The organism is Marinoscillum sp., from assembly GCF_965229915.1.
GTDB lineage: Bacteria > Bacteroidota > Bacteroidia > Cytophagales > Cyclobacteriaceae > Marinoscillum.
On the sequence record NZ_CBDDJZ010000001.1, the window covers coordinates 3,148,545 to 3,163,556 of the forward strand.

Genomic DNA, 15,012 nt, shown 5'->3' on the forward strand with positions numbered 1-15,012 from the left:
GAATTGGTGGTTCTGATCAAGTGATGTGATTACTAAAGGAAAAATGATTCGACTGACTGGAATTAATAAATAACGGTACCCCTTGCTAAAGCATGAATTGGCTTTTAATTTACTTGTTGCTGCACCTGTCTATAATGGTTAGCAGTGTTATGCTTCTGATTAACTATTTCACCAAACCAAATGAACACACTACTTAAAGCCACCGGCTTTCTACTACTTGCTATTGTTTTTTCCTGTTCGGATTCTCCACAAGAATCTGATGAAAATTTAGCCATACCAGTTACCTTCCAGCGCACCATCAATCTGTCGGAGCTTGTTGATACAGAGCTCAGTTATATTCCGCTTCAGTCAAAGGAAGCGCCTCTGATCGGGGAGATTCAGAAAGTTGCCTTTACCGATTCGTTGATCTATGTTTTAGACAAATACCACCTGCAGACTGTACTCATTTTTCGAGGAGACGGATCATTTGTTGGGCAAGTAGGTTCGGTAGGCGAGGGCGTTGGCGAATATCAATACATTAGTGATTTTATCCTTACCGAAGCTGGGATCGAAATTGCGGATTCACATTCGCAAAAGGTAATTCAGTATTCGTTTGCTGGACATTACGACAAGGAATGGAAAGTACCTTTTATGATTTCAGAGATGGAATTGGCCGGAAACAATCGGAGATGGGTCTACTCGCCATATGATATTGCGGATACAGCTTACAACCAGGTGCTCTATCTTCTAGACTCCACCTACACGACTATTGAGCAAAGTTATTTTCCTTATGAAAATGTAATCGATGATGCGCCATTTCCCGGGTACATGACTAGCTATGATGGTCACATGACTTACACCAAACCACTTTTGGGTGAATACTACCAATTTAATTCCAGTAACGGCCAGAAGGAGTTTGAAATGAAAGTAGATTTTGAGCCTTATGGCTGGCCCATCTCAAGAAAGGAGCTCACCAGCGAAACGGAAGCAGTGGAAGAGGTATTTAGGAAAGGAAATGTGATGACTATGTCACACCAACTGACAGAGACAGAAGGTTTTATCACCTTATGGACGCTGATGAGGGATCCAGATTTTGTATCGGATGATCCATATGACTTTGGAGATCCATGGCTATGTATCTATCACAAAAAGTCTGGTAAGCTATTGGCCGTGCAAAACGTGATCAATGATCTGGATGATGGTTTGTTTGCCTTGCCGATTGCTACTCATAGAGATCAATTGATTGGCGTCTTAAATGTGGAGAGGTTACTCGAGCAGGCCGAACCCGGTAGTTCTATGCAATCCACATCCAGCATTGCACAAATTATGGATAGCCTGACTCAGGAGAGCAACCCGGTATTGATGAGGTATCGGTTGAATGACGGGTTGTTCGATGATTGATACAAGTGTCAAACGAATGAATGGGTTAGTAAATTGGATATGGGGGTTCTTGATACTTACTGCCTGTTCTCAAAAAGCAGAGCAAAGCCAGGAAACCTTCTTGGAGGATGGCGCTGATAGAGAAATTGTTATTTCGACTGAATTATCTGAACCAATTCAATTTAACGATTTTGCTGATTTGCAGTTTATCCAACTCGAAACCTCCGATAGTGTCCTTCTGTCTCGACCTTCGAAAATCTTAAAAGTAGGTTCCAATTTGATTATTCTGGATAAGCGTTTGAATGCTGTACTTCGTTTTGACGAACAAGGTCAATTTCTAAATAGAATTGGACAAAATGGGGACGGTCCTGGTGAATACCGAAGACCTATGGATATTCTTTGGGATGACCGTTCACGCCGCTTAAAAGTCCTGGTTAATTCGCATTCTGGCTATTTTGCATATGATTTGAAAGGAAACTATTATAGCAAGCAAACCAACTCTTTCTTTACCATTGGATTTGCACAGTGTGGTGAGCAGATGGCCTGGTTCAATGGGTACAACAGTGATACGCATAACTTATACTTGACGGATGGAATAGGCGAGGTTGTTGATCGATATTTTCCATACGACCCAAGCAATTACCGTTTTGGCATTGATTTTAGTGGAGGCATTTCTAATATACAGAATGGTGGATTCCTCTATGCAGAAACGGCCGACCCTGTCATCTACGAATTTGATAGTGATATGAACCTTTCTCATAAATATCGATTTGATCTCGGCCCTCTGACTTGGCCTGGTGATAGAAAGACCGAGCTAGATGCTTTTTGGGAAAAGGTGGAAACCTTTGAAACCGCCTATCTAGGTTCTCAATTTTATAGTAATAACTGGGGCTTAGTCTTTGACTATTATGACAAAAACCATGGATATGCGTTTTACAGCTACAATGATGGGGAGTTATATGCCAGAAGCTCACTTGCAAATGATCCGCTTGCTGAAATACTCTGGGCGCCTTGCGGGTTTGGACCGAATCAGTTCATTTCCTTTTTGAATCCTGCTGGGTTTGATGACAAGACAAATGACTTCCAGCAGCGTATTCATAGCGATTACCCGATACTATACGACCTGCTCACCGATCGGTCAAGGGATTATTATGACAATCCAATAGTGGTAGTCCTGACTTTCAACCAAGATACCATTTGACAATACGATTTTTAGTGCTAGGTGAGACTGAATTTAACGCATAGAATGACATACAGCATTATATTAAAAATCGATGGTAAAGTGTAAATGAAAGGGCATTTAATAATTTCAGTATCCGTTGTTTCATGTAAATCGGATTCAGAATATTTGGATAGTGGTCTTGCTATCCGTCATTTTGATGAGTCAGATTTTGTAGAGAAAATAAATATCAGGGGAACGAAACAGACTGGCAATGATATCATGGTACCTAGAAGAATCAAAATTCTGAACGAAGATCTACTTCTAGTTGCTGAAAAGACGACCGATACTTTAATACATGTACTGAGTAGATACAACTTCAAATGCATTAAACACTTAGGTATCAGGGGTTCTGGTCCAAGGGAAATTGAGTATCCCTATAAGTTTCTAATGAAAAGCCTAGAAGACAGTACATTTTGGTACCTTGGAATGGGTAGAGAAAAAATACTAAGTAGGTTTGATGTGACTTCCTCGTCTGTATATCCTGATACTCAAATCCAGCTTAGAGACAGTCTTTTTTTAATGATGGATTTTGCTTTTTCTTCTGACAGCTCAATTCTGGGGACATATTCAGATGGGATGGCTAAATTTTACGAATATTCATTGAACAACAAGAAGTTAAATGTTTGGGGTTCATGGGAAGGAATGGTTGATCAGGATTGGCCTCCTAACGTCATATCGTCACTTTTTAATGGAGCATTTACTTCAAATCAGGCAAAATCTAAATTCGTATTGGCATCTACCAAAATAGATTATTTAGAAATTTTTGATAAAACAGACGGCACTTCTATTGGTTTGAGAGGACCAATAAACGAATTCCCAAATGTTACTGTGGATCAGTCTAGTTCCTACCCGATGCTTATGGAGCTAGGTTATGAGAATTTATATGGATATTCAAATGCTGTAATAGGAGAAAAATTCATTTATGCACTCTATTCAGGTTATAGCCGGCGTGAAGTTGATATCATTAAAGAAAAAGCCTTCGATAAGTTGTTGATATTCTCATTAAGTGGTGATCCGGTTAAGTACATACAGTTCGATGAGCAATTAGTTGATTTTGACGTAGATCATGTAAACGGGATAGTGTATGGAATCACATACGATGGCAATCCGAATGTCATTGTTTATCAGCTCTAGAACTTTCGTAGCGATGGTATATGACCATTGCTACTTCAATTTAATTGGACAGATTACCATTACCATTACCTCTGTGCCAGGTCTATGACAATTATCGGTGTACTCTAGAAAGATCACCTAACACCCACCAACTCCACTAAGCAAAACCATTATATCAAATGATAGCAAATAGCCACAAAATACTATCAAATGATACAGAACGGTATGTATTTTCATAAAAAACAACGGAAAGACTTGCAGAATACCCCCCCCCCTGTTATACATTGTCAAAATCAAAAATTCACCGGCCGGATTTTTTTGATTAGCGGATATCGAAAAGCTATCAATAGAGTAGATAGTCAATTATAACAATAATTTGATATGAAAAAGTATCTTAAAACCTCTCTATTCTTTTTTGCAATGGTTATTGGATTTGCAGCATCATCTTCTATTTGTTGTGAAGCCACAGCAGGAGATTGCAGACATCCAAATGGAATGGTTTTTACCTATTCAACATTGATTAACGATGATACATGCACAGGTCATGAGTGTACAGAGTGTACTGAAGAAGGAGGCATTGGAGGCTAAGTGGGAATGTAGACTGCCTTGCTATTAGTGAGGTGGTCTTCTAAATAATTTTGAATGAATTATGCTAAATTAATTCCGTATTTGTCAATACTGGTGCTTTGGGCATGCAGTGACGATACTAAGCAGTTTGCTGATGGATACGCCATCAAATACTTCTCTGCAAGTGATTTCAATCATCATATCGAATTGAAAGGTAAAAAACTGGAGAATGGAGATTTCCTGATCCCAAAATCCATCTATTCACTCAATGATTACGTTTTAGTTGGAGAAAAACAGGCTGATACGTTCCTACACATTGTGAACAAAAAGGACTACAGCTGTATGCGACATGTTGGAGTAAATGGATTTGGCCCTAAGGAAATTGGAATGCCCTGGCGAATTTATCCTGATGTGAATAAGTCCAATGCGTTTTGGGCTTTGAGCGTAGATGGTCAAAAACTGTTAAGTTATTTTGATCTTAAGAATAGTTCACCTTACCCAACCAGACAGCACCTTCTTCAGGACAGTCTTTTTTACATGATGGATTTTGCCTTCTCATCGGATACCACTTTACTCGGAACCTTCTCTGATGGAGAATCGAAATTTCATGAATTTACTATGAATCAGCAGAAGGTCAATCAATGGGGGAATTGGAGTAATATGGTAGAGATGAATTGGCCTCCTAATGTGATTTCGACCCTTTATTCAGGTGTATTGAAAACCAATGAAGCCCGAGAGGTTTTTGTACTTTCATCTGTCAAGATTGACCATTTGGAAGTATTGAATAGAGAAACGGGAGAGCTTTTTGGTCTTAGAGGACCGGAAAACAGTTTTCCCAGCGTAGTGGTGGACAACTCGAGAGGCTATCCACTTCTGGCTCAAACTAGTTTTGAGAATAAATATGGGTATGCCACTTCAATAGTGACCAATGACTTTATTTATGCGTTATACTCCGGCTATACCAGGCATGAAGTAGATCGGCTTCACTCGAAAGCCTTTGATAAAGTGCTGAAATTCTCTCTTAAAGGAGAGCCCCTTATTTATTACCAAATGGATCGTCAGCTGATAGATATAACTTTAGATGAAGAGCGAGGCATTCTTTATGGGTTGACTGTGGACGGAAATCCCGGCATTGCCGAATTTAAGCTGGAGCAAGAATGACTGACTAGTTTAGTTATTCATTTCCCCATTCATCACTATCTTAGCCACATGAGAAACAGCTATCTGGGATGCATCTTACTAGTGGTGTTGGCATGTAGTTGCAGCAAAACTTCTGAATACTCTGAAGAAGAAGCTAGCACCTCCACGGCTACCCAGTCGGAGGATGTGCTGGAGGTACAAGTGGTCAAAGCCGATACCGAAAAGCTTTCCATCCCCATCACCGCATCAGGCAAAATCGAAACCGGTAGGTCCAAAAAGCTGGCCTTTCAGCAGAGTGGTCTGCTGGAGCAGTTAACTATCAGTAATGGTCAGCAGGTGAAGAAAGGACAGCTCATTGCCCAGCTAGCCAACCGCCAGCAGCTGATCCAGTATCAGGAAGCAGAACTTACCTACAAGCAGGCGCTCTATCTGGATGAAGACGAACGCATGTTCTTAAACGACTCGGCATTCTACAAAGACAAGTGGTCGGAAGTAAACGAAAAAACCGCCCTCAAGAGCGGAGTGCCTCAGGCCAAACTGGCTCTGGATAAGGCCCGAATTAGCCTAGAGCAAACCAGACTATACGCGCCGTTTGATGGACTCATAGCAGACCTGGAGGTAGAGCCTGGCGATTTTATTTCAGCGAATAAACCCATCGCACAGATCTACCAGCCCAATAACCTCATCATCGAAGTGAGTTTACTGGAGTACGATTTCCCAAAAATATCCATCGGGCAGCAAGCGGAGATAACCGCCCTGGCCAATCTTGATCAAATGTATACCGGTGAAGTGATAGAGATCAATCCTACCATTGATGCATCTGGACATTTTACCATCAAAATAAAGCTCAAAGACTCCACCGAAGGTTTGGTGCCTGGCATGAGCGCCACGGTCACCATCGCCTCGCTCAAAGAGCAATCGCAGCTGATCGTCCCCATGAAGGCGGTGGTCAATCGGTCTGGCAGGCAAGTGGTATTCACCCATGAAGATGGACTGGCCAAGTGGAACTATGTGACCCTGGGAGATCAGAATGGTGAGTATGTGGAAGTGTTGGAAGGGGTAGCTCCAGGTAGTGAGGTGATCATCACCGATGTGTTTCAGCTCGCACATGACAGCCCGGTAGTTGTTCAGCCAGCCACAGAATCCAGTACTGCTTCCCTATGATTCGTTATTTTCTCGCCAGGCCCATTGCCGTTCTGACCATCTTTTTCTGCGTGGCAATAGCTGGGTTTCTGGCCTATTCGAAACTGCCTGTCTCCCTCATGCCGGACATTTCCACGCCGCGTCTCGTCATTGTGGTAAATTATCCCGGATACGGCGCTGAGTATATCGAACAAAATGTGTTGGCTGACTTGCGCAACCAACTTTCTGGACTCTATGGCTTGGAGCAGGTGGAGTCCATCAGTGCCAACAATGTCGGACATCTGGACCTGACCTTTGAGTACAACACGGACATGAAGCTCGCCTTCATCGAAGCAAATGAAAAACTGGATCAGGCTACCCGGTTCCTTCCAGATAACTTGCCTCGACCGCAGGTCCATCGGATCTCCGATACGGACATTCCAGTCCTCCGGCTGCAGATCCAGTCGGGTGAGCTGAGCGCACCTGAGCTTTCCAATCTCACTCGGTTTATTCTGCGCAGACGGATAGAAGGCATCAATGGAGTAGCCAAAGTGGTGGTGAATGGCCTCACCGAGCAGGTCATCAACATCCAACCGAAAATGGACATTTTGCGGGCACTTCAAATCTCAGAAGGCTATTTGGTCGAGGCTTTGCGCCAAGCCAATTTTGATCAGTTCCAGTTGCGGGTTAAAGAAGGCATTTATGAGTACAACGTTCGGGTGGAAAATCCATTGAAATCGATAGAGGCCATTAGGGGCCTGGCTTTTACCTTACCTTCCGGTCGACAGATTGCTATCGGGCAGGTAGCGGAGGTAACTTATGGTACTCAGGAGCCGGTTGGAGCACACCTTTATCAGGGAGCAAATGGCATTGTCATCAACATTCACAAACAGGCAGCCGCCAACATGCAAGATCTGGAGGCGGAGTTGCTGACGAATATAGATCAGCTCAGTGAGGAGTTTCCAAAGATTCGATTTGACGTTACACAAAACCAAAGCGCTCTACTGGCACTGAGCATCAATCAGCTTTCGAATAGCCTAATCTTAGGAGGAGTTTTGGCCTTTGCCATCCTGTTTGTTTTTTCAGCCAACTACAAACTGTCCATCATGATGGGCCTGATCATACCAGCAACGATCCTGGTAACCTTTGGGATTTTTTACCTGAGTGGATTATCCATCAACATCATCACGCTAAGTGGTTTGATTTTAGGAATCGGGATGCTCATTGACAATGCCATCATTCTCATTGACAACATCCACCTGCACCATCAAAACGGGATGCCATTGCGTGAAGCATGTGTGAAAGGAGCCAATGAGATTTTCACTCCACTGTTGAGTTCGGCATTTACTACGCTTTCTGTTTTCCTGCCATTGATCTTCCTCGGAGGCATCGGAGGTTCGTTTTTTCAGTTTCAAGCCATGAGCCTCGGAGCGATGCTGACTGGTTCATTGTTGGTGGCCTTTTGTTTGTTGCCGGTTATCTATCAGCAGCTGCGGCCTGATCCAGCCAACGATTCCAGCAAGATTTACGAGCGCATCTTAGGCAGTTACAAAACCTCCAAAAAGCGATCTTCATTGATCAACGGGTTACTCCTATTGGTTTTTGTGGTTTCGCTGTTCGCTGTGATCCGAATACCGGTTACCAACCTGCCCAAACTGCAAACATCAGATGCAGCACTGAAGATTACCTGGTCTGACCCAATTACTTTGGATGAGAACATGAAGCGAACGCTGGAGCTAATTCATCAGGCAGATTCTTCGCTCAGCCAGTCGGAGTTTGAAGTGGGTATCCATTCACTGGACCCATCACAGCCGAGTTTTACCAATTCATTGATTGGTTATTTTCAGTTCGATGGTGTGGACGCCAAAGACAAGAATCTAGAGCGTACGGATAAGTTACTGCGTCAGAAATATGCCCATGCGAAATGGGAGTTTAGTCGTGCCAAAAATCCATTTGACCAGTTGTTTGAGCAGAACAGTAGCTTTATCAAGGTCAAATTTCGACCTTCAGGTCAAAACATGTTGCAACTATCTGAGCTGCAGCTACCACAGATGAATCAGGCCCAGCCAGAATACGGTTTCATCACTCAAAAAGGCTTGTACCTGGATGTGAATGAAGATCGCCTCAACCAGGTCAGCGTCACTTCTGAGGAATTGATCAATCAGATCAAATACTACTATCAGGATCAACTGGTAACGGAAATCCAACGCACCAATCAGAAGGAACGCGTGCAGCTTGATGCTACAGGAAAAAAGGACAAAGGATTTTTAAATGCAGTCGTGTTTGCCAAAGACAGTCTGGGTGCTGCCTATCCCGTTGGCTACTTTTTTGATTGGAAGGAGCAATCGGTGAACCAGTTTGTCACAGCTGACCTGGCAGGCGTTTACCAATCTGTGAGTTACTCCGAGAATGTGGATAATCCGGCAGCTATCATTTCTAGTATAGAAGAGCAAGCTAGAAACAATCAGTTCATCGTTGATCTGGAAGGATCCTTTTTACTAGCAGATCAAAACCTGGCCGATTTGATCATTAGTTTGATATTGGCGGTGACGTTGCTTTATTTCATATTGGCAGCTCAGTTTGAGTCACTGAAACAGCCATTAATTATCCTGATCACGCTCCCAATTGCCCTGGCAGGATCAGTACTTGGGCTTTATCTAATGTCATACTCCATCAACATCAGCAGCATGATTGGGATGATTGTCACACTGGGGATTATCGTCAATGACAGCATCTTGAAAATTGATACGATCAATCGCATGCGAAAGGATGGTCAACCGACCGAAGCAGCTGTGGTCAATGCCGGAGAACTTCGCTTGAAACCCATTTTAATGACTTCTGTCACGACCATTTTGGCTTTACTTCCACTCCTGTTTTCTTCAGGACTTGGAGCAGACCTACAGGCGCCTTTGGCTGTTGCGGTGATAGGTGGGTTGTTTATTGGTACGCTTTGTTCGGTGTACATGATCCCTAGGTTGTATCGCCGGATGTACCGCTAGTCCACTATGGCAAACTCATAATCATTGACATCCCAGTCAATGACTAAACCTTTACCAACTCCTTTAGCCACTTTTTCTCCGTAGAGTAAATGCACCAGGTAAAGAGCAGGATCATAAGACTTAGCGCCTCCGGCAGAGGTGATTAGATTGTGATCATGGACAAAGCTCACCTTTTCGTGAACGGTCAGCTGTGGATACATTTCGCGGTATCGGGTTATGTCAGTTGGGAAAGTGGTGGATTCGTGACCATCTACTAATCCTGCTTTTGCCAATAGAAAAGCACCATCACAGAGCGACATTACATAGTCAGCTTGCTCTCCTGCATTTTTCACAAACGTTATAAGTTCCTCGTTTTCCAGATCCGTGTCCATACTATGCTCCGCACTTGGTACGATGAGAATATCAATGTCTGGAATAGAGTCAGTTAGAAATCCATAATCAGGAATCAGCTTCAGACCTTCGAAAGTGGTTAAGGTGTCCCTTGTCGGAGCAACAGTGAATACCTGAATGCCTCCCTCCGTATGAAAAATCGTGTGCTGAAAGATGTCATAAGGAGCCATTAACTCCGAGTTGTAAACTCCATCTATGATCAAGAAAGCCGCATTGAATGATTGACCTGTTGCAGTTGCTTCTATTTCGATTCGTTCCTGCTGTTCTACCTGCTGAGAGCAGCCAAAAGCCAAACCAATCAAAACTAGAAATGAGATTCTCACAGTCCGAATGCTTCCTTCACCTGATCTACATAGTCCAGTTTCTCCCAGGTGAAGGTTTCGAAAGTCATTTCTTTGGTTTCTCCTTCACCGTTAGTGAATGATCGTGTTACTGTTTCAGGCTTTCTTCCCATGTGTCCATAAGCAGCAGCATCTGTGTACATCGGGTTTCTAAGCTTCAGACGTGTTTCGATTCCGTAAGGTGTCATATCGAAGATCTCCTGCACCTTTTTGGCAATTTCGCCATCTTTCAGGTCCACGTTAGCTGTGCCATAGGTATCAATGAAAATACCCATAGGTTCTACCACACCGATTGCATAAGAAACTTGAACCAATACTTCTTTACACAATCCGGCAGCTACCAGATTCTTAGCAATGTGACGTGTTGCGTAAGCAGCAGATCGGTCTACTTTGGATGGATCTTTACCGGAAAACGCTCCACCACCGTGAGCTCCTTTACCGCCGTAGGTGTCTACAATGATCTTTCTACCTGTCAAACCAGCATCCCCATGCGGTCCACCAATCACGAATTTTCCGGTTGGGTTGATGTGGTATTTGATTTGATCATTAAATAGTTTCTGAATGTCATCACCCAGTTGTTTTTTCACTCTTGGGATCAAGATGTTAATGATGTCTGATTTGATTTTAGCCAGCATTTTTTGCTCTTCATCAAAGTCGTCGTGCTGTGTGGAAACCACGATCGCATCAATTCGTGTGGGTTGATTATCATCCGAGTATTCTATGGTCACCTGTGCTTTCGCATCAGGTCTTAGATAAGTTATGTCTTTATTTTCCCTACGTAGTGCAGCCAGTTCTCGCAATATGCGATGAGAAATGTCCAGGGCCAACGGCATGTAATTTTCGGTCTCGTCCGTCGCATAGCCAAACATCATTCCCTGATCACCAGCGCCTTGAAGCTTCGGATCTTGCTTATCCACACCCTGATTGATATCCGGAGATTGTTCGTGAATGGCTGATAAAATGCCACAAGAGTTAGCCTCAAACATGTATTCTGACTTGTTGTAACCAATTCTTTTGATCACATCTCTGGCCAACTGCTGCACATCCAGATACGTCTTGGATTTTACCTCACCTGCCAAAACAACCTGCCCGGTTGTCACCAATGTCTCACAAGCCACCTTGGATTGAGGATCAAAAGCTAAGAAATGATCGACTAGCGAATCAGATATTTGATCGGCGATTTTATCTGGGTGTCCTTCTGAAACGGACTCTGAGGTAAATAAGTATGACATATTTCTAGACTTAGTAAGGGCTGCAAATTTATGATTTTCGGTGAATTCTACCCACCTTTTATGAGAAATGGCCAATGCTAAATACGGCCGGTATTTTGTGAAAGTCTTCTCGGGACTTTTTCCATTCAGCAATAGGTTGTGTTTTGATGTATTCTTTTGCACCAAACACGTCTACACAAATACTCAATCGTGTTTGTGCATTCAGGTTTTTCATTAGATCATCCAGCAATTGATTGTTGCGAAATGGGGTTTCCATAAACACCTGAGTGTAACCAGTTGATTTTAGGTCTTGTTCCAACTTTTTGATGGCTTTCACCCGATCTGCTTTCTGAATCGGAAGGTATCCATGGAAGGTGTATTGCTGTCCGCTAAATCCTGAGGAGATCACTGCCGTTTGAATTGAAGTAGCTCCGGGTAATGGAATGACCCGAAAGTTGTTTTGATGTGCAAAGGCTATTGCCAGACTACCGGGATCTGCTAGTCCTGGAAGGCCCGCTTCACTAATCACACCTACATCATGACCTTGGTTCAGCCATTGCATTTTTTTACTTACCTCGGCTGCCGTAGACTTTTTATCCAGTATTTCAAATTGTAAGGAAGGGATTTCAATGCCAAGGTTCAAACTGCTAATAAATCTTCTAGCCGTTCGCACATTCTCCACCAAATAATGGTTGGTATTTTGGATGATATCCAATACCATTGGTGCCAGAAAGGAGGCATCGTTTGATTCGGAGAGATACGTAGGAATAAGAAATAACGAACCTTTACTCATGCTGGGCAAGATATTGATTTATGTGGGAATACTGTTGGTCATTCTTGGGGTGATCCTGTTATTCGTTGACAAGCTAAACTTTCTAGGCAGGCTTCCAGGCGATATCCGAATCCAACGAGATAATTTTCGATTCTATTTCCCAATTACGACCAGCATTTTGATCAGTGTCTTGATCTCCCTGATCATTTATCTGATTCGAAGGCTATCCTAAAAACTCCGTTACCAGCTGGTTCAGTTCCTCTGGCTTTTCAGCATGCACCCAGTGTCCAGCTCCATCCACCATTTCTATTCGAGCATTTGGAAAGTGACTGGTGATTAATGGCTGATCTTCTGTTTTGATGTAGTCACTTTTTGATCCACCTATGAATAATGTCTCTTTGTCATAGACGGCATTATCAGCAATGCCGCTACCAACTTGCTCGATATTGTTTTCAATAGCATATAGGTTGAGTTTCCACTCAAAATTATTGTCAGAGTCTCGTCCTAGATTTTTAAGGATGAACTGCCTGACTCCAAAGTTTTTAATCACCTGACTCATTTGCTGGTCGGCTTCTTTGCGTGACTCCAATGACTTCAAATCGATGGAGTGAAACCCTTCAAAGATCTGCTGGTGATGTGGGGGATAATATTTTGGTGCTATGTCTACCACAATGAGTTTATCCACTTTTTCAGGATAAAGGGTAGCAAAATGCATGGCTACTTTTCCACCCATGGAGTGACCGAGGAGGTAAATAGTATCTAACCCTTCATCTTCCATCAATTCTACCAGATCCTCAGCCATGACCTCATAGTTCATCTCATCGCTGTGTGGTGAGTTGCCATGGTTTCGCTGATCGATTAAGTAGGTTGAATAGTGATCACTGAATGACTTCCCGAGTGTTTGCCAGTTGTCAGACGATCCAAATACTCCGTGGAGAACAAAAAGCGGATGTCCGTTTCCGTATTTTCTAAAGTTGAGTTTCATAAAATATTAGTCCTGTAGCTTTCGCAAATACATCTGGATAGTATTCTCCAGACCATAGTACAGCGCATCACAAATCAGCGCGTGTCCAATAGATACTTCATCCAGGTGGGGAATGTTTTGCTTGAGGTGCTTGAGGTTATGGAGATCCAGATCATGTCCGGCATTTAGTCCGAGTCCTAGCTCTCGGGCTCTGGCAGCAGCTGCTACATAAGGCCCAGTTGCGACTTCTTTGTTCTTGAGAAAGCCACTGGCATATGGCTCAGTATAGAGCTCGATCCGGTCTGCACCAATTTTTGCTGCTCCTTCCACCATTTTTAGATCTGGATCCACAAATACGGATGTACGTACTCCCCAGCTTTTGATCCTACCGATGATTGCTGTCAATTTGGATTCATGAGTCACAGTATCCCATCCAGCATTGGAAGTGAGCACGTCAGGTCCATCAGGTACCAGGGTAGCTTGCGCAGGTTTTACCTTTTCAATGATTTCCATGAATCGGTCGTCAGGATAGCCTTCGATGTTGAACTCGGTAGTGACTACATCTTTTAGCCCCATTACGTCCTGGTAGGTAATGTGTCGTTCGTCTGGTCTTGGGTGAACGGTAATTCCTTGGGCGCCGAATCTTTCACAATCTTTTGCCGTTTGAATCACATTGGGATTATTCCCGCCGCGGGCATTGCGGAGGGTTGCAATTTTGTTGATGTTTACGCTAAGTTTGGTCATAAATAGTCAACCTTAATGGAAGGCAAATTTGTTCAGAAAAAATAGAATATGAGTTTAAAATCAAAAATAGAGGCAGAAATCAAGCAAGCGATGTTGAACAAGCAAAAGGAGCGCTTAACTCCTTTGCGAGCGATCAAATCGCTGATACTGCTAGCTGAGACTGAAAAAGGCGGTGGAGATGGACTGTCTGAGGACGCGGAGCTGAAGCTTTTGACTAAAGCGGCTAAGCAGAGAAAAGACTCTCTGGAGATCTTCAAAGAGCAGGGCAGAGACGATTTGGCCGCTAAGGAACAGAGCGAACTAGATGTAATTGAAGAGTTTTTGCCAAAACAATTGAGCGAAGCTGAATTGGAAGCAGAGCTGAAATCGATCATTTCTCAGGTAGGCGCCTCGGGACCGCAAGATATGGGTAAGGTAATGGGAGCAGCCACTAAAAATCTGGCTGGAAGAGCAGATGGGAAGGCCATTTCGATCAAAGTGAAGGAGCTCCTAAATCAGTAACTGAGTGAACTACCTGGACATATTTTTCATCGTTATTTTTATTATCGGAGCGGTGAAAGGGTACCTGAAAGGGTTGATCGTGGAGATCTTCTCTTTTCTTGCATTTTTCATTGGCCTATTTGTAGCCATCAAGTTGACCATTCCGGTGGCCAATCGATTTTTTGATTCATCGGATTATTTTCAATTTCTGACCATTGCAGTCTTCATCGCACTTTTTGTTGCGGTGATTTTGGTGGTCAACTTAGTGGCCAAAGCCCTTAAGAAAGTTCTGGACCTCACATTTCTTGGTTTGTTTGACAACATTCTGGGGGCACTGGCAGGCATCTTTAAGTGGGCATTTATAGTGAGTGTGATCTTTTGGGTGTTTGATTCGATTGGTCTCAGGTTACCAGGCGAACAATCCAATGATTCATTGATTTATCCTTTTGTGGAGCGCTTAGGGCCGGCGGTATTCGCGTGGGTATCCAATATGCTCCCGTTTATTCAGGATATGATAGATTCGCTGAAAAATATTAGTGATAAACACAAAGGAGTGTACACATAATTGTGATTCTTTTGTTAATTTAA

General features: G+C 43.2%; 15 protein-coding genes. 10 read left to right on the forward strand and 5 right to left on the reverse strand.

Going from position 1 to position 15,012, the window contains the following annotated elements:
- Positions 1-180 precede the first annotated feature (180 nt).
- The 7 genes from ACO067_RS13610 to ACO067_RS13640 all read left to right on the forward strand — a co-directional run bounded on the left by ACO067_RS13610 (position 181) and on the right by ACO067_RS13640 (position 9,522).
- The gene (locus ACO067_RS13610) at positions 181-1,380 is read left to right on the forward strand and encodes a 6-bladed beta-propeller (RefSeq protein ID WP_421874905.1); all 1,200 of its coding nucleotides are present in this window, start codon (positions 181-183) and stop codon (positions 1,378-1,380) included.
- Between the two features lie 16 nt (positions 1,381-1,396).
- A complete protein-coding gene (locus ACO067_RS13615) occupies positions 1,397-2,560 on the forward strand; it encodes a 6-bladed beta-propeller (RefSeq protein ID WP_421874906.1) in 1,164 nt (387 codons plus the stop codon).
- 87 nt (positions 2,561-2,647) lie between these two features.
- Positions 2,648-3,715 carry a BF3164 family lipoprotein gene (locus tag ACO067_RS13620; RefSeq protein WP_421874907.1) on the forward strand — a complete coding sequence of 356 codons (1,068 nt, stop codon included), beginning with the start codon at positions 2,648-2,650 and terminating at the stop codon, positions 3,713-3,715.
- Between the two features lie 360 nt (positions 3,716-4,075).
- Complete coding sequence (locus tag ACO067_RS13625) at positions 4,076-4,282, forward strand: hypothetical protein (RefSeq protein WP_421874908.1); 207 nt, start codon at positions 4,076-4,078, stop codon at positions 4,280-4,282.
- 54 nt (positions 4,283-4,336) lie between these two features.
- A complete protein-coding gene (locus ACO067_RS13630) occupies positions 4,337-5,422 on the forward strand; it encodes a BF3164 family lipoprotein (protein WP_421874909.1) in 1,086 nt (361 codons plus the stop codon).
- Positions 5,423-5,470: 48 nt separating this feature from the next.
- Complete coding sequence (locus tag ACO067_RS13635; protein ID WP_421874910.1) at positions 5,471-6,565, forward strand: efflux RND transporter periplasmic adaptor subunit; 1,095 nt, start codon at positions 5,471-5,473, stop codon at positions 6,563-6,565.
- A complete protein-coding gene (locus tag ACO067_RS13640; protein ID WP_421874911.1) occupies positions 6,562-9,522 on the forward strand; it encodes an efflux RND transporter permease subunit in 2,961 nt (986 codons plus the stop codon). Before ACO067_RS13635 ends, ACO067_RS13640 begins: the two co-directional genes overlap by 4 nt.
- Here ACO067_RS13640 and ACO067_RS13645 read toward each other — a convergent pair.
- From ACO067_RS13645 to ACO067_RS13655, 3 genes are read right to left on the reverse strand one after another with little or no spacing between them, the layout of a single operon-like run.
- The gene (locus ACO067_RS13645; protein WP_421874912.1) at positions 9,519-10,235 is read right to left on the reverse strand and encodes a DJ-1/PfpI family protein; all 717 of its coding nucleotides are present in this window, start codon (positions 10,233-10,235) and stop codon (positions 9,519-9,521) included. The two genes, ACO067_RS13640 and ACO067_RS13645, sit on opposite strands and share 4 nt — an antisense overlap.
- Positions 10,232-11,485, reverse strand: coding sequence for a methionine adenosyltransferase (gene metK, locus ACO067_RS13650; RefSeq protein WP_421874913.1), 1,254 nt, complete (start codon positions 11,483-11,485; stop codon positions 10,232-10,234). Before metK ends, ACO067_RS13645 begins: the two co-directional genes overlap by 4 nt.
- Before the next feature lie 58 nt (positions 11,486-11,543).
- Positions 11,544-12,257, reverse strand: a complete 714-nt coding sequence (locus ACO067_RS13655; protein ID WP_421874914.1) for an SAM-dependent methyltransferase — start codon at positions 12,255-12,257, stop codon at positions 11,544-11,546.
- Between ACO067_RS13655 and ACO067_RS13660 the strand changes: the two genes are divergently transcribed.
- Positions 12,256-12,468 carry a DUF2905 domain-containing protein gene (locus ACO067_RS13660; protein ID WP_421874915.1) on the forward strand — a complete coding sequence of 71 codons (213 nt, stop codon included), beginning with the start codon at positions 12,256-12,258 and terminating at the stop codon, positions 12,466-12,468. The genes ACO067_RS13655 and ACO067_RS13660 overlap by 2 nt on opposite strands.
- On the opposite strand, the gene ACO067_RS13665 is transcribed toward ACO067_RS13660, so the two are convergent.
- Entirely contained in the window at positions 12,460-13,221 is a 762-nt protein-coding gene (locus tag ACO067_RS13665; protein ID WP_421874916.1) for an alpha/beta fold hydrolase, read from the reverse strand. The two genes, ACO067_RS13660 and ACO067_RS13665, sit on opposite strands and share 9 nt — an antisense overlap.
- A gap of 6 nt (positions 13,222-13,227) precedes the next feature.
- Complete coding sequence (locus ACO067_RS13670) at positions 13,228-13,944, reverse strand: pyridoxine 5'-phosphate synthase (RefSeq protein ID WP_421874917.1); 717 nt, start codon at positions 13,942-13,944, stop codon at positions 13,228-13,230.
- A 48-nt stretch (positions 13,945-13,992) separates the two neighbouring features.
- Here ACO067_RS13670 and ACO067_RS13675 point away from each other — a divergent pair, with 48 nt between their 5' ends.
- Together ACO067_RS13675 and ACO067_RS13680 are read left to right on the forward strand one after the other, a co-directional pair.
- Positions 13,993-14,445 (forward strand): GatB/YqeY domain-containing protein, encoded by a 453-nt coding sequence (locus ACO067_RS13675; protein ID WP_421874918.1) that lies wholly within the window; start codon positions 13,993-13,995, stop codon positions 14,443-14,445.
- A 4-nt stretch (positions 14,446-14,449) separates the two neighbouring features.
- Positions 14,450-14,989, forward strand: a complete 540-nt coding sequence (locus ACO067_RS13680) for a CvpA family protein (protein ID WP_421874919.1) — start codon at positions 14,450-14,452, stop codon at positions 14,987-14,989.
- Positions 14,990-15,012 lie beyond the last annotated feature (23 nt).